Source organism: Mycobacterium sp. IDUB_17, from assembly GCF_055419465.1.
Window position 1 is genome coordinate 25,097 of the sequence record NZ_JBVAXS010000004.1, and the last position, 23,239, is coordinate 48,335.

At 66.4% G+C, this 23,239-nt stretch carries 21 protein-coding genes; 10 read left to right on the top strand and 11 right to left on the bottom strand.

The window, feature by feature from the left end; genetic code table 11:
* Positions 1-27: 27 nt before the first annotated feature.
* Genes ACZYZ7_RS17690 through fabG form a run of 4 tightly spaced genes read right to left on the bottom strand, consistent with a single transcriptional unit; the run spans position 28 to position 3,892 of the window.
* On the bottom strand, positions 28-696 hold the full coding sequence (locus ACZYZ7_RS17690) for a GntR family transcriptional regulator (RefSeq protein ID WP_090434129.1): 669 nt from the start codon (positions 694-696) through the stop codon (positions 28-30).
* A gap of 3 nt (positions 697-699) precedes the next feature.
* A complete protein-coding gene (locus ACZYZ7_RS17695) occupies positions 700-1,893 on the bottom strand; it encodes an acyl-CoA dehydrogenase family protein (protein WP_135456661.1) in 1,194 nt (397 codons plus the stop codon).
* On the bottom strand, positions 1,890-3,107 hold the full coding sequence (locus ACZYZ7_RS17700) for an acetyl-CoA C-acetyltransferase (protein WP_450072886.1): 1,218 nt from the start codon (positions 3,105-3,107) through the stop codon (positions 1,890-1,892). The genes ACZYZ7_RS17695 and ACZYZ7_RS17700 overlap by 4 nt, the downstream gene beginning before the upstream one ends.
* Positions 3,104-3,892 (bottom strand): 3-oxoacyl-ACP reductase FabG, encoded by a 789-nt coding sequence (gene fabG / locus ACZYZ7_RS17705; protein ID WP_167857920.1) that lies wholly within the window; start codon positions 3,890-3,892, stop codon positions 3,104-3,106. The genes ACZYZ7_RS17700 and fabG overlap by 4 nt, the downstream gene beginning before the upstream one ends.
* Positions 3,893-3,982: 90 nt before the next feature.
* Here fabG and ACZYZ7_RS17710 point away from each other — a divergent pair, with 90 nt between their 5' ends.
* The 3 genes from ACZYZ7_RS17710 to ACZYZ7_RS17720 are packed head-to-tail and all read left to right on the top strand — an operon-like array spanning position 3,983 to position 7,520.
* On the top strand, positions 3,983-5,164 hold the full coding sequence (locus ACZYZ7_RS17710) for an acyl-CoA dehydrogenase family protein (protein WP_450072885.1): 1,182 nt from the start codon (positions 3,983-3,985) through the stop codon (positions 5,162-5,164).
* Positions 5,165-5,201: 37 nt separating this feature from the next.
* Positions 5,202-6,023 carry a mycofactocin-coupled SDR family oxidoreductase gene (locus ACZYZ7_RS17715; RefSeq protein ID WP_044517170.1) on the top strand — a complete coding sequence of 274 codons (822 nt, stop codon included), beginning with the start codon at positions 5,202-5,204 and terminating at the stop codon, positions 6,021-6,023.
* A gap of 6 nt (positions 6,024-6,029) precedes the next feature.
* Positions 6,030-7,520: a class I adenylate-forming enzyme family protein gene (locus tag ACZYZ7_RS17720; RefSeq protein ID WP_463741445.1), complete on the top strand. Its 1,491-nt coding sequence runs from the start codon at positions 6,030-6,032 to the stop codon at positions 7,518-7,520.
* Between the two features lie 17 nt (positions 7,521-7,537).
* Here ACZYZ7_RS17720 and ACZYZ7_RS17725 read toward each other — a convergent pair whose 3' ends face one another.
* The 4 genes from ACZYZ7_RS17725 to purU all read right to left on the bottom strand — a co-directional run bounded on the left by ACZYZ7_RS17725 (position 7,538) and on the right by purU (position 11,308).
* Positions 7,538-8,446, bottom strand: a complete 909-nt coding sequence (locus ACZYZ7_RS17725) for an alpha/beta hydrolase (protein WP_450072883.1) — start codon at positions 8,444-8,446, stop codon at positions 7,538-7,540.
* On the bottom strand, positions 8,443-9,795 hold the full coding sequence (locus ACZYZ7_RS17730; protein ID WP_135460177.1) for a flavin-containing monooxygenase: 1,353 nt from the start codon (positions 9,793-9,795) through the stop codon (positions 8,443-8,445). Before ACZYZ7_RS17730 ends, ACZYZ7_RS17725 begins: the two co-directional genes overlap by 4 nt.
* A 147-nt stretch (positions 9,796-9,942) precedes the next feature.
* Positions 9,943-10,395: a MaoC family dehydratase gene (locus ACZYZ7_RS17735; RefSeq protein ID WP_450072882.1), complete on the bottom strand. Its 453-nt coding sequence runs from the start codon at positions 10,393-10,395 to the stop codon at positions 9,943-9,945.
* 22 nt (positions 10,396-10,417) lie between these two features.
* The gene (gene purU / locus ACZYZ7_RS17740; RefSeq protein ID WP_450072881.1) at positions 10,418-11,308 is read right to left on the bottom strand and encodes a formyltetrahydrofolate deformylase; all 891 of its coding nucleotides are present in this window, start codon (positions 11,306-11,308) and stop codon (positions 10,418-10,420) included.
* Between the two features lie 459 nt (positions 11,309-11,767).
* Between purU and ACZYZ7_RS17745 the strand changes: the two genes are divergently transcribed.
* From ACZYZ7_RS17745 to ACZYZ7_RS17755, 3 genes are all read left to right on the top strand, one after another.
* A complete protein-coding gene (locus ACZYZ7_RS17745; protein ID WP_450072880.1) occupies positions 11,768-12,523 on the top strand; it encodes a hypothetical protein in 756 nt (251 codons plus the stop codon).
* Positions 12,524-12,597: 74 nt separating this feature from the next.
* Positions 12,598-14,688: an Rv1355c family protein gene (locus ACZYZ7_RS17750; RefSeq protein ID WP_450072913.1), complete on the top strand. Its 2,091-nt coding sequence runs from the start codon at positions 12,598-12,600 to the stop codon at positions 14,686-14,688.
* 80 nt (positions 14,689-14,768) lie between these two features.
* A complete protein-coding gene (locus tag ACZYZ7_RS17755; RefSeq protein ID WP_450072912.1) occupies positions 14,769-16,568 on the top strand; it encodes a putative bifunctional diguanylate cyclase/phosphodiesterase in 1,800 nt (599 codons plus the stop codon).
* Here ACZYZ7_RS17755 and ACZYZ7_RS17760 read toward each other — a convergent pair.
* Positions 16,548-17,426 carry an FAD-binding protein gene (locus ACZYZ7_RS17760; RefSeq protein ID WP_450072879.1) on the bottom strand — a complete coding sequence of 293 codons (879 nt, stop codon included), beginning with the start codon at positions 17,424-17,426 and terminating at the stop codon, positions 16,548-16,550. The two genes, ACZYZ7_RS17755 and ACZYZ7_RS17760, sit on opposite strands and share 21 nt — an antisense overlap.
* 372 nt (positions 17,427-17,798) lie before the next feature.
* On the opposite strand from ACZYZ7_RS17760, the gene ACZYZ7_RS17765 reads away from it, so the two are divergent.
* On the top strand, positions 17,799-18,509 hold the full coding sequence (locus tag ACZYZ7_RS17765) for a TetR/AcrR family transcriptional regulator (protein ID WP_135453452.1): 711 nt from the start codon (positions 17,799-17,801) through the stop codon (positions 18,507-18,509).
* A 1-nt stretch (position 18,510) separates the two neighbouring features.
* On the top strand, positions 18,511-19,164 hold the full coding sequence (locus ACZYZ7_RS17770; RefSeq protein WP_135453451.1) for a ScbR family autoregulator-binding transcription factor: 654 nt from the start codon (positions 18,511-18,513) through the stop codon (positions 19,162-19,164).
* Between the two features lie 4 nt (positions 19,165-19,168).
* Here ACZYZ7_RS17770 and ACZYZ7_RS17775 read toward each other — a convergent pair whose 3' ends face one another.
* Entirely contained in the window at positions 19,169-19,570 is a 402-nt protein-coding gene (locus ACZYZ7_RS17775; RefSeq protein WP_450072878.1) for a PAS domain S-box protein, read from the bottom strand.
* A 161-nt stretch (positions 19,571-19,731) separates the two neighbouring features.
* Between ACZYZ7_RS17775 and ACZYZ7_RS17780 the strand changes: the two genes are divergently transcribed.
* Positions 19,732-20,964, top strand: a complete 1,233-nt coding sequence (locus ACZYZ7_RS17780) for an acyl-CoA dehydrogenase family protein (protein ID WP_450072877.1) — start codon at positions 19,732-19,734, stop codon at positions 20,962-20,964.
* Positions 20,965-22,107: an acyl-CoA dehydrogenase family protein gene (locus ACZYZ7_RS17785; RefSeq protein ID WP_450072876.1), complete on the top strand. Its 1,143-nt coding sequence runs from the start codon at positions 20,965-20,967 to the stop codon at positions 22,105-22,107.
* 99 nt (positions 22,108-22,206) lie between these two features.
* On the opposite strand, the gene ACZYZ7_RS17790 is transcribed toward ACZYZ7_RS17785, so the two are convergent.
* The gene (locus ACZYZ7_RS17790) at positions 22,207-23,238 is read right to left on the bottom strand and encodes an amidohydrolase family protein (protein ID WP_450072875.1); all 1,032 of its coding nucleotides are present in this window, start codon (positions 23,236-23,238) and stop codon (positions 22,207-22,209) included.
* Between the last annotated feature and the right edge of the window lies 1 nt (position 23,239).

A 23,239-nucleotide genomic window follows, 5' to 3' on the forward strand; every position in this document is an offset into this window, starting at 1 on the left:
TTTGTGTCTGCTCGCGGGGTCAACTCGCTACTCCAGTACGCCCAGCCGGTCGAGGTGCTCGGTCAGCGGTTTGGACGCGGCACACAAATGCTCGGCCATGGCGTCGCGGGCCGCATCCCCGTCGCGGGCCTTCAGTGCGGCCAGGATCCGGCGGTGGTCGTGCGTGGACTGCTCGGGCCAGCCCTCCACCGTCGGGTACACCGATTCCAGTGCGTACCGGGTGATCTGAGACATCAGCTGGGCCAGCTTCGGCGATTCGGCCGCCCGGTTGACGCCGCGATGGAACGCATGGTTGAGCCGTACCGCTGCCTCATGATCGTCTTGCGCATAGGCGTCTTCCAGCTCCCGCTGGATCCGGGCGAGCTCACCGAGTTGACCGTCGGTGATCTGGCCGGCTGCCCGGGACGCCAGCTGCCCGCCGATATGGGCCTGCACGCCGGCCACGTCGTCGATGTCCCGCCGCGTGACCGGCAGCACCAGGAACCCGCGCCGGGGCTGCTGCGTCAGCAGCCCCTCGGTGCGCAGGCCGAACAACGCCTCGCGCACCGGCGTCACGCTGATCCCCAGTTCAGCTGCGAGTTGTTCGAGCCGGATGTAATTGCCCGCCGGATAGGTGCCGTCGAAGATCCGGCGCCGGATCAGTCGCGCCACATCTTCGGCCAGCTGTGGCCGAGAAGCGAAATCGGGTATGGACACGGTTCAGACCCGATAGTCGGACAGCAGTCGCTTGCTGATGATGTTCTTCTGGATCTCGCTGGTGCCCTCACCGATCAGCAGGAACGGTGCATCGCGCATCAGCCGCTCGATCTCGTACTCCTTGGAATAGCCGTACCCGCCGTGGATCCGGAAGCTCTGCTGGGTGACCTCCGAGCAGAACTCGCTGGCCAGATATTTCGCCATGCCGGCGGCCACGTCGTTGCGCTCGCCGGAGTCCTTGAGCCGGGCGGCGTTGACCATCATCAGATGCGCGGCCTCGACTTTGGTTGCCATCTCGGCCAATTGGAATGCCACGGCCTGATGTTCGGCGATCGGCTTGCCGAACGTCTCCCGCTGCTGCGCGTACCGCACTGCCAGCTCGAAGGCGCGGATTCCCACGCCGCAGGCCCGGGCCGAGACGTTGACGCGACCGACCTCGACCCCGTCCATCATCTGGAAGAAACCCTGCCCGGTGGCTCCGCCGAGCACGTCGTCGGCACTGGCGCGGTAGCCGTCGAAGATCAGCTCGGTGGTGTCGATGCCCTTGTAGCCGAGCTTGTCCAACTTGCCCGGAATGGTCAGCCCGGGAACGACTTCACCGAAGCCGGTGGGCTTTTCGACCAGAAACGCGGTCAGGTTGCGGTGCGGCTTGTCGGCACCCTCATCGGTCCGGACCAGCGCGGCCACCAGGGTTGAACTGCCGCCGTTGGTCAGCCACATCTTCTGGCCGTCGATCGTGTACGTACCGTCGTCGTTCTTCTTGGCCCGAGTGCGGATCGCCGCCACATCCGACCCCAGCTCGGGCTCGGACATCGAGAACGCCCCACGGGTCTCACCAGTCGCCATGCGCGGCAGGAACTTCTGCTTCTGGGCGTCGGTTCCGTGCTGGCGGATCATGTACGCGACGATGAAGTGGGTGTTGATCACCCCGGACACGCTCATCCAGCCGCGGGCCAGCTCCTCGACGCACAGCGCGTAGGTCAGCAGCGACTCGCCGAGCCCGCCGTACTCCTCGGGGATCATGAGCCCGAACAGGCCCATGTCCTTCATCTGGTCGACGATGGCCTGCGGGTAGGTGTCAGAGTGTTCCAGCTCCTGGGCGGTCGGGATGACCTCTTTGTCGACGAATTGCCGTACCGTCGAGACGATTTCGGTCTGGAACTCGGTCAGCCCCAGCGTCTGGGCGAGTCTGGTCACGATGCCACCCTTTCGAACACAGCGGCCAGCCCCTGACCGCCGCCGATGCACATGGTCTCCAACCCGTAGCGGGCCTGACGCCGATCCAGTTCCCGCGCCAGCGTGGCCAGCATCCGCCCGCCGGTCGCCCCGACCGGATGCCCCAGCGAGATGCCGGATCCCCGGACGTTGGTGCGCTCGAAGTCGGCCTCGCCGAACTTCCACTCCTTCATCACGGCCAGCGCCTGGGCGGCGAACGCCTCGTTCAGCTCGATCAGGTCGATGTCGCTGAGTTGCAGGCCGGCGTTGGCCAGCGCCACTTCGGTGGCCGGAACCGGACCGATGCCCATGACGTTGGGGGCGACACCCGCCGAACCCCACGACACCATCCGCACCAGCGGCCGCAGGCCCAGCTCGGCAGCCTTCTCCGGGGTGGTGACGATGCACATGGACGCGGCATCGTTCTGACCGCTGGAGTTGCCCGCGGTCACGGTGGACTCCGGGTCCTGCTTGAGCAGAACAGGTTTCAGCTTGGCCAGCGCCTCGACCGTGGTGTCGGCACGCGGGTGTTCATCGGTGTCGACCGTGGTCTCGCCTTTACGGGAGCGGACCGTCACGGGAATGATCTCCTCGGCCAGAACGCCGGACTCCTGGGCCGCCACAGCACTTCGATGCGAGCGCACCGCAAGTTCGTCCTGCTCGGCGCGGGTGATGCCATATTCGCGGCGCAGGTTCTCGGCGGTTTCCAGCATTCCGCCGGGCACCGGGTAGAACTGCCCACCGGCAGTGGTGCGTCCGCGCGCGAGCCCGTCGTGAATCTGCACACCGCTCCGAGCCCCACCCCAACGCATGTCGGTGGAGTAGAACGCGACGTTGCTCATGCTCTCGGCGCCGCCGGCCACCACCAGATCGTTGTCCCCGCTGCGCACCTGCAGGCACGCCTGGATCACGGCCTGCAGCCCGGAGCCACATCGCCGGTCGACTTGCATACCGGGAACCGTGACCGGCAGGCCGGCGTCGAGCGCCACCACGCGGCCGATGGCCGGGGCCTCGCTGTTGGGATAGCAGTGCCCAAGAATCACATCCTGCACCTGCGCGGGTGCCACCCCGGTGCGCTCCAGCAGACCCTTGAGTGCCACGACACCGAGTTCGACGGCCGTCAGGGACTGAAACATGCCGCCGTAGCGGCCGATCGGGGTGCGGACCGGTTCACAGATGACCGCGTCGCGGGTCATACGTGCCGACCGCCGGTCACCTCGAGCACCGTGCCGGTCATGTACGACGACAGGTCGCTGGCCAGAAACAGCGCGACCTTGGCCACCTCGTCGGGTTCACCGGCGCGACCCATCGGGATCTCCGCCAGCTTCTGGTCCCAGATCCGTTGCGGCATGGCCTCGGTCATCGCCGAGCGGATCAGCCCCGGCTGGATGGCGTTGACCCGCACGCCGAGGTGGGCGAGTTCTTTGGCCGATGCCTTGGTCATGCCGACGATGCCGGCCTTGGCCGCCGAGTAGTTGGTCTGACCGACCAGTCCGACCTTGCCCGAGATCGAGGACATGTTCACGATCGCGCCACGCTTGTTCTCCCGCATGATCGCCGCGGCCGACTTGGTGCCGTTCCACGTGCCCTTCAGGTGCACCGCGATGACCTGGTCGAACTGCTCCTCGGTCATCTTGCGCAACGTGGCGTCGCGGGTGATGCCGGCGTTGTTGACCATGATGTCCAGCCCGCCGAACCGCTCGACAGCGGCCTGCACGAGGGCCTCGACCTCAGCAGACGAGGTCACATCACAACGCACCGCGGTCGCCACCTCAGGCCCGCCGAGTTCCTGGGCGGCCGCTTCCGTTGCCTCCAGGTTGACGTCGCCGAGAACGACCCGGGCGCCCTCGTCGATGAAACGTCTCGCGATGGCCAGGCCCAGACCCTGGGCACCGCCTGTCACCACTGCAGTCTGACCGGTCAGCAACGACACCTGATCACCTAACTTTCGATCCCGGGGGCTCTGTCTGAGCCAGATCATATTTCATATACGATATTGGCGAGCAGTCACCCCACGGGTCATGCCCAGGGTCATCCCCACGGATCTCGCGCGAAGAAATGGAGTTCCTCTGTGACCACCACCGCGGCCACCGCCGAAGTCAGCGACGAGGACTTCCAGGAGATCCTGGCGCAGACCCGCAGCTTCATCCGCACCGCTGTGGTGCCCCGCGAGAACGAGATCCTGGCCACCGATCAGGTGCCCGACGATCTGCGGGAACAGGCCAAGGCCATGGGGCTGTTCGGGTACGCGATACCTCAGCAGTGGGGTGGGCTCGGGCTCAACCTGGCCCAAGACGTCGAACTCGCAATGGAATTCGGCTATACGTCGCTGGCATTGCGGTCGATGTTCGGCACCAACAACGGCATCGCCGGGCAGGTGCTCGTGGGGTTCGGCACCGATGAGCAGAAGTCCCGGTGGCTGGAGGGCATCGCCTCCGGCGACGTCGTCGCCTCGTTCGCACTGACCGAGCCCGGTGCCGGATCCAATCCGGCGGGCCTGCGCACCAAGGCTGTTCGTGACGGGGACGACTGGGTGATCAACGGCCAGAAGCGGTTCATCACCAACGCGCCCACCGCGAACCTGTTCGTCGTGTTCGCGCGCACCCGTCCCGCCGACGAGAATGGAGCCGGTATCGCTGTCTTTCTCGTGCCGGCCGACGCTGCCGGCGTCGAAGTCGGTGCCAAGGACGCCAAGATGGGCCAGGAGGGCGCCTGGACCGCCGACGTCAACTTCACCGATGTGCGGGTGCCGAACAGCGCACTTGTCGGCGGTAGCGAAGATGTCGGCTACCGCGCCGCGATGACCTCCCTGGCGCGGGGCCGGGTCCACATCGCGGCACTCGCGGTGGGATCCGCCCAACGCGCGCTCGACGAGTCAGTCGCCTACGCCGCCGCGGCCACCCAGGGCGGCCAACCGATCGGCAGCTTCCAGTTGGTGCAGGCGATGATCGCCGACCAGCAGACCGGAGTGATGGCCGGCCGGGCTCTGGTGCGCGACGCCGCAGCCAAGTGGGTGTCCGGCGAGGATCGCCGCATCGCCCCCTCGGCGGCCAAGCTGTTCTGCACCGAAATGGCAGGCAACGTAGCCGATCTCGCGGTCCAGATCCACGGTGGCACCGGCTACATGCGCGAAGTCCCGGTCGAGCGCATCTACCGGGAGGTCCGACTGTTGCGCCTCTACGAAGGCACCAGCGAGATCCAGCGACTCATCATCGGCGGCGGGCTGGTCAAGGCCGCCCAGCGCCAGCACTGAACCACCCACCCATCAACAGACTCACCAAGGAGAATCCATGACCGAGCGGCTCGCCGGAAAGGTCGCCTTCATCACCGGAGCTGCCCGCGGGCAGGGACGCGCGCACGCGGTCCGGATGGCCAAAGAGGGCGCCGACATCATCGCGGTCGACATCGCCGGGCCGCTGCCGCCGAGTGTGCCCTACGACTCCGCCACCCCCGAGGATCTGACCGAGACCGTGCGCCTGGTGGAGGCCACCGGCAAGCGCATCATCGCCACCGCCGCCGACACCCGTGACCACGACGCGCTGCGGGAAATCGTCGGCAAGGGTGTCGCCGAGTTCGGCCGGCTCGACGTCATCGTGGCCAATGCGGGCATCACGGTGCCCGAGCCGTGGAACGAGACCACCCCCGAGTCGTTCCGCGACGTCATGGACATCAACGTCACCGGAACCTGGAACACCGTGATGGCCGGTGCCCAGCACATCATCGACGGCGGCCGCGGCGGGTCGATCATCCTGATCAGCTCGGCCGCCGGCATCAAGATGCAGCCGTTCATGGTGCACTACACCGCCAGCAAGCACGCCGTCGCCGGTATGGCCCGGGCGTTCGCGGCCGAACTGGGCAAGCACAAGATCCGGGTGAACAGCCTGCATCCGGGTGCGGTCAACACCCCGATGGGAACCGGCGACATGCTGGCCGCCCTCAACCGGGCCAATGACACCAACCCCGGCCTGATGCAGATGGTGACGCCGTTCCTGCCGGATTACATCGCCGAACCCGAGGACATCGCCGATGCCGCGATCTGGCTGGCGAGCGACGAGTCGCGGTATGTCACCGCCAGCCGGGTGGCCGTCGATCTGGGCTCCACCCAGTTCTAGGCCGGCATGTCCAGCCCGATATCCACGGACTTCGCCGACAGTCTGGCCACCGGGCTGGACACCTACCGTGACCAACCGTTCATCGAGTTCGCCCGAAAATGGTACTCGGGCAACGAGATCACGCAGTTCATCGAGCAGGTGTCGGTCGTGCTGCGGGACGCGGGCGTTGGGCCCGACGAGCCGGTCGGCATCGTCGTGCGCAACCGGGTGGCCCACGCCGCGGCGATCCTCGGGTTCATCGCGTCGCGCCGCCCGGTGGTGATGATCTACTCGTACCAATCGGCCACCGCGATCGCCCGCGATGCCGAAAGCCTGCGTCTGCCGGCGATCCTCGCCGATATCGACGACTGGACACCGGAACTCAACGGCGCGGTGCGCGCGGCCGGATCGGCCGGTGTCTCGTTGTCCGGTGAGCCGCTCGGGGTCGGCACGATCGCGGCGCGGCAGCCCGGCAGCCGACACGACCCAACCCTGGAACAGTCGGGCCTGCACATCCTCACGAGCGGCACCACCGGCCCACCCAAGCGAATCCCGGTCGCCACCAAGGTGCTTGCCCACACCGTGCTGAGCATGACGATCGGTGCGGGCACCGAAGTGGTCGGCCCCGACGCTCCACCCGCGCTCGTCTACTGGCCGTTCGGCAGCATCGGCGTGTGCCAGCTGCTGGCCGCACCGTGCTCGGGCAAGCGCATGGTGCTGCTGGAGAAGTTCAGCGTCGCCGAGTGGGTCCAGGCGATCAAGACCTACCGGATCACCCGGGCGGGCGTGCAGCCCGCGATCCTCCGGATGCTGCTGCAGGCCGACGTTCCTCCCGAGGATCTGGCGTCGCTGCAGGGACTCTCGGGCGGCTCCGGACCGTTGGAGCCGGAACTGCGGACGGAGTTCGAGAGTCGCTACGGCATACCATTGTTATGGGCTTACGGGGCAACAGAATTCGCCGGATCGGTGTGCAGCTGGACACCAGAGTTGTACCGCCGGTATGGCGCGGACAAGCCGGACAGCGTCGGCCGGCCGCTGCCCGGTGTGCGCGTCCGCATCGTCGATCCAGACACTGCGGCCGAGGTTTCGGCGGGCAGCATCGGGCTGCTCGAAGCCAGCGTCGCAGTCATCGGACCGGACTGGGTGCGCACCACCGATCTGGCCTCGGTGGACGAGGACGGGTTCGTCACCCTGCACGGGCGAGGCGACGGCGCGATCAACCGCGGTGGCTTCAAGATTCTCCCGGAAACGGTTCGGCGGGTCCTGATCTCGCATCCCAGCGTGCTCGATGCCTGCGTCGTGGGTGTTCCGGATGCTCGCCTCGGCGCGGTTCCGTTCGCCGCGGTCGAGCTACGCCGCGATGCTGTCGCTCCCACCGAAGCCGAACTGAAAGACCTGGTGCGCGAGGCGCTTCCGAGCCATCACGTGCCGGTGGCCGTGGCGGTCGTCGACGCGCTCCCCCGCAATGCCGCCCTCAAGGTGCGGCCGGGAGACGTTGCGGCGCTGTACGGCCCATAACTCTTCGACAGAATAGGTCAGACCGAACCCAAGGTCCGGGCCAGGAACTTCACCTGATCCTCGGCGGCGGTGTCGAACCAGTCATGGCCCGGCCACACGTCGAAGTGATCGCACGGGTAGTGATGGACCTGAGCCCTGGCCTGTACGGCCGTCTTCATCACCGAGTTGGCCGGCACGAACCGGTCGAAGTCGGCGATCTGAATCAACACAGGGCATTTCAGTGCCTTGGCCGCGGCGCCGGTGCGGATCTGCACCAGTTCCATCCCGATGGCCGAATCGACTTCGTTGCGCCACGTCGGCCCGGCGATGGCACGGTAGCTGTCGTATGCACCGTCGAGGGCCAGCGCGCCGGCCTCCCCTGGTTGGGCCGCCAGCGGCATCAACGTCGGTGCCCGGCCGGCCGCAACGGCCATGCGGCTCTTCACCCCCGCCAGGGTCCAGCGCAGCGCCGATGCGACATCGCCATGCGCCACGGCCGCACGACTGGCGGCCAGCCCACTCGTCAGCGGCGTCATGCCGATCACCGCGGCCACGTCGGCGCACTGTGCAGCCACGCGCAGGACGTGACTACCCGAGAACGACGATCCCCACAGCACCACCCGGCTGCGATCCACCCCCGGCAATTGTTGAGCGGCGGCGATGGCTGCTGCGTAATCCGCCATCTGGCGCTCGACCGAAACGCTCTGCCGCGGTTGCCCGTCGGAGGCTCCGAAGCCGCGGTAGTCGAAGGCCACCACGTCCAACCCGGCTGCGCTGAACCGCTCCGCGAACGGCTGCAGGCCGGAGTCCTTGGTGCCGCCGAACCCGTGCGCCATCACCACCACCGGTCGTCCCGCCGCCCCGGTGTACCCGTCACCGGCCGCGGCGAAATGCCAGGCGCTACACCGGTCACCGGCCGAGAAGAACGTGAGCTCGGTGTAGGTCATGCCGTCACTCCGGCGGTCAGACCGGCGCGGTCGGCTGCTCGCTTGGCCCCGGCGGGCAGTTCGCGCGTGCGGATATCGTGCTCGTAATAGAAGTAGTCCACCTGCTGGGTGTGCCGGGGCCGGTCAGTGCAATGTCCACCGTGCAGTTGCTGATCGGCATCGATCACCCGCTCCATCTCCGGCACCGGCGGCAGGGCGTAGCGTCCGACCGCGTAGGCCGCCAACAACCGGGACTGGCATTCCACGAACGGGAACAGCGTCGGAATCGCCTGCGCGAAACCCATGAACACCAGATCGTCCATGCCCGGCTTGAACATCCGCTTGTAGAGCCGGATGTGATTGTCGGGTGCACTGATCACATCCCGGTCGAAGAACGGGAAGGTGATGTTGTAGCCCGTCGCATAGACGATCACATCGAAGTCGCCGCTCGTCCCGTCCTCGAAATGCACGGTGGCGCCGTCCAGGCGGGACACGTTCGGCTTGGGGATGACATCGCCGGACCCCAGCCGCAACGGCAACTCCACCGACTGCGTCGGATGCGCTTCGAAGAGCTTGTGATTCGGCGCAGGCAGGCCGTACATCGTCGGATCGGTACCCAGCATCGGCCCGATCAGCTGGACCATCTTGCGCTGCCACGACAACGGCAGATATGGATTGGTGCGGAAGTACTTGTCACCTGGTTGTCCTGCAATGTATTTCGGGACGATCCAGGCGCTCGAGCGGGTGGACAGCGTCACCTCGTTCTGCAACGACTTGGATGACAACTCCACGGTGATGTCGGCGGCACTGTTCCCGATGCCCACCACCAGAATCCGCTTGCCGGTCAGCTCAAGCGGTTCCTTCGGGTCGATGTAGTGGTGCGAATGGATCTCGTCACCGGTGAACGTCCCGGGAAACTCCGGCAGTCGCGGGTCCCAGTGATGACCGTTGGCAACGACCAGCAGGTCGAACTCGCGGCGGGCGCCGGCCTGATCCTCGATCTCCCAACCACCCCCGTCGATCCGGGCCGCGTGCACCACTCCGTTGGTGAACTCGATGTTCTCCGACAACCCGAACGCATTCGCGTAGGCATCCAGATACGACTTGATGTCGGAGTGGTGCGGGAACGACGGGAAGTGCTCGGGAACCGGAAAGTCCTTGAACGACAACCGGTGCTTGCTGGTATCGATGTGCAGGGATCGGTACGCGCTGCTGTGCCCGTTCGGATTGCCGAAGGCCCAGTTCCCACCGATTCGGTCCGACGTCTCGAACGTCGTGTACGGCACCCGGTAGTCCTTGAGCATCTTCCCGGCGGTGAGCCCGCTGATGCCCGCGCCGATGATCGCGGTCCGCGGCAGTGAACGCTGCAACACAGTGCTCCTTCACGTTGTGATGCAGAACACTAACAGCGGGCTTTGACGGACGTCAATGAATTCTGACAAGTGTCAGAAACGCCGCGAGCAGTCCCCCGAACGGGAGACTGCTCGTCGGAAATTCCGCCGGAAACCGGCCTGGGATCAGGCGATGAAGCGGACGATCGACTCGGCGACCGCAGCCGGCTTGTCCGAGCCTTCGATCTCGACAGTCACGGTCATGGTCGCCTGCACCGCACCGTCGAGCTGGGCGACATCGGCGATCGTCGCACTCGCCCGCACCTTGGAGCCGACCCGAACCGGGGTGATGAACCGAACCTTGTTGTAGCCGTAGTTGATCGCCATCGCGATGTTGTCGACGCGATAGAGCTGATGCGTGAAGTGCGGCAACAGCGACAGGGTCAGCAGGCCGTGTGCGATGGTCCCGCCGAAGGGTCCGCCCGCCGCCTTGTCCGGGTCGACGTGGATCCACTGATGGTCATCGGTGGCGTCGGCGAACAGGTTCACCCGGTCCTGGGTGATCTCCATCCATTCGGTCGGGCCCAACTCGCTGCCCTTGGCCGCCACGAACTCGTCAAGACCGTCGAAGACTTTCACGCTCACTCCTCTCGAACCGTGGTCAGAGGACCACCGTCTGATTTCCGAACCGGACTACGCGGTCCTCACAGTGCCACAGCACCGCGCGCGACAACACCAGCCGCTCCACGTCCGCACCCAGCCGCGCCAGGTCACCGACCGAATGGCGGTGGTCCACACGGACCACGTCCTGTTCGATGATCGGCCCCTCATCGAGATCTCCGGTCACGTAATGCGCTGTCGCACCGACCAACTTGACCCCGCGTTCCTTTGCCCTGCGGTACGGCGCCGCACCGATGAACGCCGGCAGGAAGGAGTGATGGATGTTGATCAGCGGGCAGCCCACGGCATCGAGGAACTCGGGAGTGAGGATCTGCATGTACCGGGCCAGCACCACGAGATCGACGTTGCCGCGCAACAACTCCAGCAGGCGCTGTTCGGCTTCGACCCGGTTCCCAGGGGTCGCGGGAACGTAGAGGAACGGCACACCGAACGCACGCACCCGATCGGCAAGGTCGGGATGGTTCGAGATGACCATGACCACGGACATGTCGAGTTCACCGCGCCGGTTGCGCCACAACAGATCCAGTAGGCAGTGATCCTCGCGGGAGGCCATCAGCGCCACCCGTTTGGGTTTGGCGGCCTCGGTCAGACGGAAGTCCATCTCGAACGGTTCGGCCACCTGCCGCCGGAAGTCGCGCTCAAGTTCGTCGCGCGCCGCGGCCAACCCCGGTAGGTGGAAGATCGTCCGCTGAATGAAGGTGCCGCCGGTCTGCTCGGTGGAGTGCTGATCCAGCGACACGATGTTGGCGCCGGCGCCGGTGAGGAAGCCGCTGATCGCAGCGACCAAGCCGGGCCGGTCTGCACAACGCAGCAGCAGCCTGCCGACATCGCGAGCCGGCAGGGCGGTTGCTTTCGGATACTCCTCGGTCATCACCAACAGAATGTCACCTGGGCTGCGAGGCCCGGACACTACCCACCAATGCATCACCGGCCCGAAAGGGCCGAGCCGACGCGAAGTCGATCGCCATTCACCGTGGCGCGCTATCCCCGAAGCGCTGGCTGAGGGCCGTCACAGCAAAAGCTCGCCGCCGCACCCGGACACCACCCATTCGACATCGCCGTCAATTCAGAATTTTTGCCACCGCCATCTTCAATCGACGTATACGGGATAAATAGCGCGATCCGAATTTGCCAGAATTGCATGTACCCGTCAGTAAATCGGAGACGTCCGGACAGAATTCACCGCCCTCCTGGACAAGATTTCTCAGCTCGCTGGAATTCCCCTACGAGGCGGCGCAATACTCATCACACGTATTCGCACAACCGTGCTACACGCCAAAATCAGCCGTCCCAGTCGAAAGGCACGGCTGACCGACGAAATGGATTCCAGATGACCGCTCCCCAACTCGATGCCGCAGGCCGCCGCTGCGTGACATTGGACGAAAGCCCAAGCTGGTGGGACCCCGAAAGCGAGTGCACGATCGTCGTGGCCCGGCCGGCCGCGGAACGTGAGCTGTGGAACGAATACGTCTACGGCGCCCAGTCCAACTACCGCAAACACGGAGTGGAATGCGCGCTGGATCCGAAAACCCTAAGGACAGGCGAGGATACGGCGCTGTTCTGCGTCGGGATCAACAGTGCCGGCGACGTCGTCGGCGGCCTGCGGGCCAAGGGCCCGCACCAGCACGTCGAGGACAGCCATGCAATCGTCGAATGGAGCGGACAGCCCGCACTCGATTCGGTACGCAAGATGATCGCCGACCGCCTGCCGTTCGGAGTGGTCGAGATGAAGACCGCCTGGGTATGCGACGACCCGGAACAGAGCCGCGCACTCACCGATACGCTGGCGCGTATGCCGCTGCACGCCATGACACTGTTGGACATTCAATTTGCCATGGCAACAGCCGCGGCCTATGTGCTCAAACGCTGGTTGTCATCGGGCGGGGTGCTCGCGGCAAGAATTCCGGCGACGCCCTATCCGGACGAGCGATACCAGACGAAGATGATGTGGTGGGATAGCAGAACATTCGCCAACCACGCGGACCCGGGGCAGCTGTCGCGCTACTTCGCCGAGGCTCAGAGGATCGGCCCGCACACGGCCGCAGCCGGCTTCAACGCCCACACTCAGACCGCGGTGGGACGATGACCGACAAAAACACCCACGCAAGCATCGGGAATTCCGAATTGGGCGAACTCAACCACCCCGATCAGCATCGTGCGATGTTCATCGACGACGAATTCACCCTCGACCAGCTGCGTCGGGACCCGCGCATCACCGTCATCGATGAGTGTCACGAGCAGCGGTCCGCACTGCGCACGCTTGTTCCTGCGGTCGGCCAGGAAGTGCACGACGAGCCGACCCGGTGGGCTTACTACCCATGGCGTCGCAGCCTGGTGCATATTCTGGGGCCGGCCGCGTTCAATCGGTTGCGCCTGGACCGCAACCGCAACCTCGTCACCGCCGGCGAACAGCGACGATTGTCGGGCCTGAGGATCGGTGTCATCGGTCTCAGCGTCGGACACGCCATCGCCTACAACCTGGCCACCGAGGGGCTGTGCGGCGAGATTCGCCTCACCGACTTCGACGCACTCGAGTTGGCGAACCTCAACCGGGTCCCCGGCACCGTGTTCGATCTCGGGTTGAACAAGGCGGTGGTGGCCGCACGCCGAATCGCCGAGATCGACCCCTACATCAAGGTTCGGATCGACCGCAACGGTGCGGTGCCCGAGTCCATCGACCAGTTCCTGGAGGGGCTCGACGTCATCGTCGAGGAATGCGACTCACTGGATGCCAAAGTGCTTGTCCGCGAGGCTGCCCGGGCCCGACGACTGCCTGTGCTGATGACCACGGGTGATCGCGGGCTACTCGATGTCGAACGGTTCGACCTCGAACCCACGCGGCCGATCCTGCACGGCCTGCTCGGCGACATCGCCGCGCGCGACCTGGCCGGGCTCAGCAGCAAGGACAAAGTGCCCCACGTGCTGCGCATTCTCGACGCGGCTCAGCTCTCACCCCGGATGGCGGCCTCGCTGGTCGAAGTCGGCAAGACGTTGAGCACCTGGCCCCAACTCGCCTCCGAGGTCGTGCTCGGGGCGACGGTCGTGGCCAATGCCGTGCGGCGTATCGGCCTGGGTGAGCCGATGCCGTCGGGGCGGGTCCGCGTCGATATCGCCGACGTGCTCGACCGTATCGACGATCCGCTGGTAGCCGGGTCCGCCCCCATGCCCCCGCCCATCCCCGAGGACACCCAAGCCGAACCGGTCGGGATGGCAGACATCCTGACCGACGCGGCGACGCGCGCGCCCTCGGGCGGCAATGTCCAACCGTGGCACATCGACGCGAGTGACGACCAGATCAGCCTCCGGTTGGCGACGAAATACACCACGGCCATGGACGTCGGGTACCGCGGCAGCGCAGTGGCGCTGGGGGCGGCCGCGTTCAACGCAAGGGTGGCCGCGGCCGCACACGGTCTGACCGGGCATGTGCAGTGGTCCCGCGGCGACGAGGGCACGCCCCTGTACGGGATCGCAGAATTCTCCGCTGGCAACGCACCGGAGTTGGCTGAGCTCTACGAACCGATGCTGGCCAGAGAGACCAACCGACTCCGGGGCACGGCGACTCCGATCGCCGCCGACGTGCTCGACGGTCTGCGGGCCGCCGCCGCCAACGAGGGTGCCGAACTGACGATCCTCGACGACCGGGCCGAGATCGAAAACGCCGCGCGCCTACTCGCCGAAGCGGACCGGATCCGCTATCTGACCCCGAACCTGCACCGGGAGATGATGTCGGAGCTGCGCTGGCCCGGTGATCCAGACCCCGATACCGGTATCGAGGTGACGACGCTCGGGTTGGACCCGGCCGACATGGTGGTGCTCGACATCCTGCGCCGGCCCGAGGTGATGTCGAAGTTGTCCGACTGGGACGCCGGCTCGGCTCTCGGCGACGACACCTACGAACGGGTCACCTCGAGCTCGGCGCTGGCTGTCGTCTCGGTTCGGGGCCGCCGGCTGACCGACTACGCGCAGGCCGGATCGGCCGTCGAAGCAGTCTGGGTGGGCGCCCAACGCCACGGGCTGGCGGTTCAACCGGTGTCGCCGGTGTTCCTCTACGCCCACGATGACCGGGACCGCAGTGCACTATCTCCTGGTCACGCCGACGCGCTACGCGACCTGCAGTACGCTTTTCGCAGGTTGACCAGCACCGAGCGCGACGAATCACAGGCGCTGGTGTTGAGGTTGTCCTACGCGCCGCGGCCGACCGTACGCAGCCGGCGCCGAGCCCGGACGGGTTCGACATCGCAGTACGGCTGAGTCACGTGCCGAGGTATACGCGGAGGTATCTGGTGCCAGGCAGCCTCGAACTGCTCGTCACATCGGTTGCCACACAACTGATGGCGGTCGACGCTGCGACCTCGGTCACGGTGAGCCAGCAGGTGCTGGCAGAGCTGGTCTCGTTCTTCGACGTGGACGTCAGCTTCCTGCGTCACAACGATCACGAGGCGCATGCGACGCGGTTGGTGGCCGAGTGGCCGGCGCGCCCGCCGGACGCCCTGACCGACCCGATCGCGGTGATCCACTTCGCCGATGCCGATCCGGTGTTCGCGATGGCCGAGCACCTCAAGGAACCGGCGGTGTTCCGTCCGGAGCCGGCCACCGACGACTACCAGCGCACGATCGAGGCGGGACGGCACATCCCCAGCACCTCGATGGCATGTGTGCCGTTGTTGTCCGGGGACATCACCACCGGCGTCCTGGGGTTCGTCAAATTCGGTGATCGCGAGTGGCTACCCGCGGAGCTCAACGCGCTCAAGGCGATTGCCTCGCTGTTCGCCCAGGTGCAGGCCCGCATCGAGGCCGAGGACCGGTTGCGTTATCTGGCCGATCATGACCACCTCACCGGACTGCACAATCGCAGGGCGCTCATGGCCCATCTGCAGGCCCGGCTGGCTCCGGGACAACCCGGCCCGGTTGTGGTGATGTTCTTCGACCTGGACCGGCTCAAGGCGATCAACGACTATCTGGGTCATACCGCCGGTGACGCCTTCATCAGCATCCTGGCCGAGCGGTTGCAACGCGGTGACGACTCCCCCAAGCTCATCGCACGACTCGGCGGTGACGAGTTCGTCGTGGTCCCCGCCGCCTCGATGACGATCGAGGCCGCCACGGCACTGGCCTACCGACTCCAGTCGGTGCTGCGCGAGCGGGTGACCATCGATGGCGAGATGCTCACCCGTACCGTCAGCATCGGTCTGGCCCAAGGTATTCCGGGCCGCGACTCCACCTCCGATCTGCTCAACCGGGCCGACCACGCGGTGCTGACCGCGAAGAACTCCGGAGGCAACCGGGTCGCGGTGTTCTCCGATGAGATGGCGATGGAGATCGACTTCCGCAACGACATCGAGCTGCACCTGCAGAGCGTGATCGAGAGCGGCGCGCTGGTGTTGCACTACCTACCCGAGATCGACATGCGGACCGGCGAGGTCCTGGCCGCCGAGGCTCTGGTGCGATGGCAGCACCCGACCCGAGGCCTGCTGTCCCCCGACTCGTTCATCGGCGTGGCCGAATCGATCAACCTGGCGGGAGAGTTGGGCCGCTGGGTACTGAGAACCGCGTGCGCCGAGTTCGCCCGGTGGCGGTCCAACGGCGTCGGCCGCAACATCGTGCTGCGGATCAACGTGTCGCCGGTGCAGTTGGTGACCGACGGATTCGTCGCGTCGGTGGCCGGCATCATGAACGAATTCCGCCTGCCCCGCGGATCGGTATGCCTGGAGATCACCGAGAGCATCGTCGTGCAGGACATCGAAACCACCCGCTCGACGCTGACCGGACTCCACAAGGTGGGCGTGCAGGTGGCCATTGACGACTTCGGCACCGGTTACAGCGCGCTGTCCCTGTTGAAATCGCTCCCGGTGGACACCCTCAAGATCGACCGCAGCTTTGTCGCCGGGCTCGGATCAGACCCGGGTGACCTGCCGATCGTGCGCGCGGTGATCGCTCTGGCCGGCGCCTTCGGCCTACAGCTGGTGGCCGAAGGGGTGGAGACCGAACGGGCCGCGCTGACCCTGTTGCGGCACGGCTGCTACCGCGCACAGGGCTTCTTGCTGTCCAAGCCGATCCTCGGCCACGAGATGGCCGCGTTACTGGCCAAAGGGCGGGTACCGGTGCACTTCTCAGCCGCGCCGCGCACGTGATCGGTACGACTCACGCGGTGAGTCGTGCACTCCTCCCGACCGGCAGTAGTCCGATCGTCCGGTGTCAGGCTCGAAGTCCAGCAACTCGACCCGACCGAATCTGCTGGCGCTGTAGCCGACCAGTCCTACCTGCAGGGGCTTTCCCGGCTCGATGAGCTGCCCGGCCACCGAGGCGCCGCCTGCAGCGCGTGGTTCCGTCGAGAGTGCCACGCCATGGCGCGCCCGCAGGGCCAGCGGCCCGTCGGCGGTGTCGAATACCGCCCCGACAACCTCGCCCTCCTCGAACACGACGCGCAGCAGCGTGCCGCCGTCCAGGGTCTGGATCTGCCGGTCGTGCACCTGCGCCGACAGCCAGTCAGCGAGCACCGACGCGGCGCCGGACTCGCTCTCGGCGTCCACCGTCCCGAGCACCTTGACCTGGATCTCCTCGCCGGCGCGGGTCTTCATCGAGGTCGTCCCCCGATCCGCCAACCGGGTGTAGAGCACCCCATAGGGAGACGTCAGGCACCGCTGCGCCCATTCCTGCAGCCGAGCACCGTAGAACGGCGCGATCCGGCCGCGTCCGGAAACCGGGGTCCAGTCGCTGACCGGCCGGACGCTGGGGGCGGTGTCGTATTCGGCATCCTCGACAGGCGGCAGATCCGCCGCCAACTCGTCGAGGTAGTCACGGGTCTCGGGATCCTCGATGCCCACGCCCAACCATGGGGCCTCGGGGCTGGGCGTCACGGGTTGGGGGCTGCCGGCTACGCCTGGCCGCACGATTTGCACGTCGAGCCCGGCATCCGCTGCCGCGACCGCCGCCGCCAACGCCCCGACGCCCGAGCCGTAGCAAACGACGTCGACTTCGTCATCCCACATCGGCTAGCGACACTCCGAACGTACCGCGCGGTGCCACATCAAGATCGAATCGTCTTGGTAGACACCGGGAGATGGGGTCGCCATGGCCCGCACCGGGATTCGAGGGGGATTGCCGGTGCAGGCCATGGCAACGCTTCCAGGATAGCCCTTGGCTACTGTCGACCGCCAAAAGGGGGCGCTCATCACAGCGCCCGCGGCCGTGGCGTGCGCCACCGCCGGGCGGGCAACCCGTGACGAACCAAGAGTTATCACGCTAAGCACGATACATACCTTTAGAATGTAATGCACGTACGGCGAAGACTTTGAGTCTGCTGGTGGTGATGGCGAAATCAGACAGCGCCACCGGCCGCTCAGAGTCAGGAAGGCCCCGAGGTGACTGAGCAGCTCGACCGGCGAGCAGAGCTGACCCGCCTCCAGATCCTGCAGGCGGCAGCGCGGCAGTTCGCCCACACGCCCTACAGCCTGGTCAGCCTCGACGACATCCTGGCCGACGCCAATGTCACGAAGGGCGCGCTGTACTTCCACTTCCGGTCCAAGCACGCGCTGGCAGTCTCGATCGTCGAGCACCGGTCCGCACGGGGCAACAAGTCCGTCGAAGACGTCCTGGCCCGCAATCTGTCCGGAGCTGAGACGTTGATCGACCTCTCTTGCCTGGTCGCCGCGGAAGACATCGGTGATCCGATGGCCCGGGCAGCCCTGAACCTGGTCGAATCCATCGGCCGGACGGACGGCCTGGGGCCGCGGGTGATCGACGAATGGGTACAGGGTTTCGCCGGGATCGCCAAACGCGCCATCGGTGAGGGTGATTTCACCGCAGACAGCGACCCGGAAGCGGTCGCCCGGTTGTTGGTGTCGATCTACCTGGGTGTGCGCCAGACGAGTGACCTCGACGATCCCCCGCGGTTCCTCACCGACCTCGAGCACAGCTGGCGGCTGGCGCTACCCGGGTTCGTCGAGCCGGAGCGGCTCGCCTACCTCAGGCAGTTCATCCGGCGTCGCACCGCGGTGGGCGCCAAGAAGGTCGTGGCCCTGCGCCCCCACGCACCGGACGGCGCCTCCAACCCAGCCGTCGGGCCGGCCTGACATGGCACGCCAGGCTCGATCGGAGCTGACCCGGCAGAAGATCATCACCGCCGCGGTCGACCTGTTCAGCGAGCACGGCTATCCGGCGACCGGGCTCGGCGACATCATCGCGCGGGCCGAGATGACCAAGGGCGCGCTCTACTACCACTTCGACTCGAAGGAATCACTGGCCGAGGCGATCATCAGCGACGGCGGCACCGCGATGCTGGCCGCGTTCCGCGTCATCGCCGAATCCTCATCACCGGCGTTGGAGAACACCATCCACGGATTGTTCGTGGTGGCCGATTTCGCCCGCTCGGACAAGGTGGCGCAGATCGGGATGCAACTGCTGCGAACGTTCAGCGGCATCAATGCCGCCGCCACCGACGTGTACATGAGCTGGCTCGATGAGCTCAGGAAGCAGTTGATCCAGGCGGCCGACGAAGGCGACCTACGGGAAAGCCTGGACATCGCGGGCGCCGCCGAGGTGATCCTGGGGTCCATGCTGGGCGCCGAGGCTCTCTCGCGCGCGAACGCAACCGACACCGACTTGCGCGAACGGGTGGTCCACACCTGGGATCTTCTGCTCCCCGCGATCGTCAGCCGGGAATCGCTGGACTACTTCCACGAGTTCCTGGCCCGCGAATCGCTGCGCCGGACGCAGGCTGCCGGCTGACGTCCTACAGCTCGTCGGCCCACAACCGCTCGGTGAGGTCCTGGAACGTCGCGAGCGCCACCGGGTCGTCGCCGCGCAGCAGCGCCGACTTGCTCATCCGCGCCCGCACGATCGAACCGTCACGGTGGACGAGGTCGACCAGCAGGCCGGCGTGGGCCCGCATCACCGAGACCGCCGACTCGTCGGCCGGCAGCGAGTGGAACACCTCAGCAAACTGCATGCTCTTGACCGCATCGGTGTCGCGGCCGACCATCTCGCCGAAAGCAGTGTTGGCGAACAGGATCGTTCCGTCTTCGGCGATTGCCAACACCGGCACCGGGAACCGCTCCAGCACCACGAGCGCGGGAATGTTCTGCAGCAGTGCCATCGGAGATTCGGGGTCCTGACCGCTCTGGCGACGCTCCACGCGTCGATTATCGCCCGCGGCCCCCTGCAGGTGCCACCACCGCCCAGCAACGTGCGGCGATGACGCATCCCTGCCGGGCCGAGCCGCGGGGCCGGGGTGGCCTGCGCCACTTGACTAACTAGGTTTACTCTGTGGAGCGACACCAGCAGACAGGGGCAGGCATGGACCTGAAGTGGTCGACGAGCGACCAGGAATTCCGCGACGAGGTTCGCGACTTTCTCGCCGAGAATCTGACTCCCGAACTCCGGCAGGCCGGTCAGCTGATGACCAGCGTGTATGCCGATCACGACGCCAGCATGGCCTGGCAGAAGGTCCTCCACGAGCGTGGCTGGGCGGCCCCGGCCTGGCCGGTGGAACACGGCGGCTGCGACTGGAGCCTCACCCAGCACTACATCTTCAGCCGCGAATCGACGCTGGCCGGCGCCCCGTCGCTGTCACCCATGGGCATCCGCATGGTGGCCCACGCCATCATCAGATTCGGCACACAGGCGCAGAAGGACTACTTCCTTCCCGGGATCCTCACCGGCGAGGTGTTCTTCTGCCAGGGCTACTCCGAACCCGAGGCCGGCTCGGACCTGGCCGCGCTGTCGATGGCAGCGGTGTCCGATGGGGACGACCTGGTGTGCACCGGCAGCAAGATCTGGACCACCCACGCCCAGGAAGCCAATTGGATGTTCGCGCTGGTGCGGACCACGCGTGGGCCCAAGAAGCAGCAGGGCATCACGTTCGTGCTGATCGACATGACCTCCCCCGGCATCGAAATCCGCCCGCTGGTCATGACTTCCGGCGAAGAGGTTCAGAATCAGGTCTTCTTCGACGAAGTCCGGGTACCGAAGTCCAACGTGATCGGCACGATCGACGACGGCTGGACGGTGGCCAAATATCTGCTGGAATTCGAGCGCGGCGGCGGCGCCAACGCGCCGGCCCTGCAGGTACTCGGCGAAGAGATTGCCACGGCGGCAACCGAACAGCCCGGACCGGCCGGCGGCCGGCTGATCGATGACCCGGCCTTCAGCCGCAGGCTCGCCGACGCCCGGATCCGCACCGATGTGCTGGAAATCCTGGAGTACCAGGTACTGGCCGCGGTTGCCGAGGGCGGCCATCCGGGCACGGCGTCGTCGATGCTGAAGATCCTGAGCACCGAACTCAGCCAGACCCTGACCGAACTGTCCATGGAGGCCGCGGGTCCGCTCGCCCGCGCCTACCAACCGCACGCCACGTTCCCGGGCGGCCCGGTGGCCGAATACGAACCGCCCGCCGACGGCTATCACAGCGGAGCGCCCTGGCAGGCGGTCGCCCCGCTGCGCTACTTCAACGACCGGGCCGGTTCGATCTACGCCGGTAGCAACGAAATTCAGCGAAACATCCTCGCCAAGGCAGAACTGGGGCTCTAGATGGACTTCAACCTGACCAACGAACAGGAACTGCTGCGCGACGGGCTGACCAAGTTCCTGGCCAGTCGCTACGACCTGGCATCGAGCCGTGCCGCGGCCAAGACCGGTCCCGGCTGGCAGCCCGAGATCTGGCGCGGCTTCGCCGACGAACTGGGAATCCTGGGCGCCACCCTGCCCGAGGAGGCCGGTGGCATCGGTGGTGGCCCGGTCGAAACCATGGTCATCGCTGAGGCTTTGGGCCGCGCCCTGGCGATCGAGCCGTTCGTGGACACCGTGGTGGTTGCCGGTGGCCTGCTGCACCGGTCCGGTGACGCGGCCGCCGCAGCCCTGCTGGAGAACATCGTGGCGGGTTCGGCGATCGTCGCACTTGCGGCCACCGAGCCGACCTCCGGGGACAACTGGCGCGACGTGTCCACCAGCGCGCGCCGTGATGGCGACGAGTGGGTGCTCGACGGCGCCAAGGTGATGGTCGTCGACGCACCGCTGGCCACCCATCTGCTGGTGACCGCGCGTACCTCGGGGGAACGCGCCGATACCGACGGGATCTCCCTGTTCCTGGCCGACATCGCCTCGTTGACATCGGGATTCACCGCGCACCCGTATCGCACGGTGGACGACCGCAGGGCGTCGGACCTGACGTTCTCCGATGTGCGGTTGCCTGCCGGGGCGTTGTTGGGGACCGAGGGTCAGGCCTGGCCGTCGCTGGACCTGGCCCGGGACGAGGGAGCGGCGGCGGTGTGCGCCGAGGCGGTGGGCGGAATGCGCAAGGTACTGGCCGATACGGTCGAGTACTGCAAACAACGCCAGCAGTTCGGCCTGCCCATCGGTAGCTTCCAGGCGCTGCAGCACCGGATGGTGGATATGCACATGGAAGTCGAACAGGCTTCGGCTGCGGTCTATCTCGCCGTACTGAACCTCGACGCCGCGCCCGCGCAACGGGCCAAGGCGGTATCGGCGGCCAAGGCCACCATCGGACGGGCGGCTCGCTTCGTCGGGCAGAACTCCGTGCAGTTACACGGCGGCATGGGCATGACCGAGGAACTGGCGATCGGTCACTACTTCAAACGGCTCACCGCAGTGCAGTACGAGTTCGGCTCAACCGATTACCACGTCACCCGCTACGCGGAGCTGACGCGGGCCTGAGGGACTGCACCAAGGGACCCGCCCGAACCGAAACTGAAGCCAGGGACAGAATCAGCGCCGATTTTGTCCCTGGCTTCAGTTTCGGTATTCCAGACGGGTTCATCTGGTGTTGATGAGGCGGGCGACTCCGCGCATCACCACCCGGGTGGCCTGGTGCCGCACCTGATCCAGCGGTGACGGCGCCCGGGCCGCCGGGGCGGTGCCGAGCCGTGGGAACAGCGCCAGCGCGTTATCGCGGTTGATCGCCCGACGGGCAGCGGCATCCAGTCCGTCGTAGGTGTCCAGGCCCCCGGCGAACAGTTGACTCGCGGGCAGTGTGGCGAACGGCCAATCGGAACCGAAGGTGATGTGGCCGGGTTTGGCGAACGCGAGCAAGGTGGGCAGCGCGGCGGCGCTCGACGACAGCGCGGTGTCGAAGTAGAAACTCGCGAAGTCGTCGAGGGTGTCGGCTGGACTGCGGCCGGTATCCGCCATGATGGCCACCGCCATGCGGTGCGAGGCGTACGGGACGAACCCGCCGGCGTGGCTGAGGATGAATTTGATGTTCGGGTACTTGCGCCGTATCCCGTTACGCACCAACAGGTAAGCCGCACGAGTGGTGTCGAGCAGAAAGTCTGCGGCGAACGGAACCACGCCTGGCACCGTCGGCCCGGGCAACTCGGCCGGGTGGATGAACACCACCGCGGACCGGGCGTCGAGCGCAGCCCACAACTCGTCCTGTCCCCCTTGCCCGAGATATGTCCCGCCGTTGTTGGCCAGCAGGACGACTCCGTCGGCACCGAGGGTGTCGAGCGCGCGGATGGCCTCTGTTGTCGCGGCTTCGACGTGCGGCATCGGAAGCGTGGCGAAGAAACCGAACCGATCCGACTGCGAGGCGAACACCTCGGCTCCGTAATCGTTGAGATCGATGGCCAGAGCCGTAGCGTCGGACGCATTCGGCAGAAAGGTGGTTCCCGGCGTCGACACCGACAGAATCGCGGTGGCGATATCGAGTTCTGCCATGGTCTGCAATGAGCCCTCCGGGCTCCAGTCCGGCATTGCCCGTCCACCGGCTTCGTCGATCCCCGCTTTCTGCAACGCCTTTCCGTAGGCGGGCGGAATCATGTGGTGATGGGTATCGATTCGGTTCATG

Coding starts and splice junctions, on each gene's coding strand:
- ACZYZ7_RS17700 (WP_450072886.1), bottom strand. CDS start 3,107: ATGACCCGCGACGCGGTCATCTGTGAACCGGTCCGCACCCCGATCGGC.
- fabG (WP_167857920.1), bottom strand. CDS start 3,892: ATGATCTGGCTCAGACAGAGCCCCCGGGATCGAAAGTTAGGTGATCAG.
- ACZYZ7_RS17715 (WP_044517170.1), top strand. CDS start 5,202: ATGACCGAGCGGCTCGCCGGAAAGGTCGCCTTCATCACCGGAGCTGCC.
- ACZYZ7_RS17720 (WP_463741445.1), top strand. CDS start 6,030: ATGTCCAGCCCGATATCCACGGACTTCGCCGACAGTCTGGCCACCGGG.
- ACZYZ7_RS17725 (WP_450072883.1), bottom strand. CDS start 8,446: ATGACCTACACCGAGCTCACGTTCTTCTCGGCCGGTGACCGGTGTAGC.
- purU (WP_450072881.1), bottom strand. CDS start 11,308: ATGACCGAGGAGTATCCGAAAGCAACCGCCCTGCCGGCTCGCGATGTC.
- ACZYZ7_RS17745 (WP_450072880.1), top strand. CDS start 11,768: ATGACCGCTCCCCAACTCGATGCCGCAGGCCGCCGCTGCGTGACATTG.
- ACZYZ7_RS17750 (WP_450072913.1), top strand. CDS start 12,598: ATGTTCATCGACGACGAATTCACCCTCGACCAGCTGCGTCGGGACCCG.
- ACZYZ7_RS17755 (WP_450072912.1), top strand. CDS start 14,769: ATGGCGGTCGACGCTGCGACCTCGGTCACGGTGAGCCAGCAGGTGCTG.
- ACZYZ7_RS17760 (WP_450072879.1), bottom strand. CDS start 17,426: ATGTGGGATGACGAAGTCGACGTCGTTTGCTACGGCTCGGGCGTCGGG.
- ACZYZ7_RS17770 (WP_135453451.1), top strand. CDS start 18,511: ATGGCACGCCAGGCTCGATCGGAGCTGACCCGGCAGAAGATCATCACC.
- ACZYZ7_RS17780 (WP_450072877.1), top strand. CDS start 19,732: ATGGACCTGAAGTGGTCGACGAGCGACCAGGAATTCCGCGACGAGGTT.
- ACZYZ7_RS17785 (WP_450072876.1), top strand. CDS start 20,965: ATGGACTTCAACCTGACCAACGAACAGGAACTGCTGCGCGACGGGCTG.
- ACZYZ7_RS17790 (WP_450072875.1), bottom strand. CDS start 23,238: ATGAACCGAATCGATACCCATCACCACATGATTCCGCCCGCCTACGGA.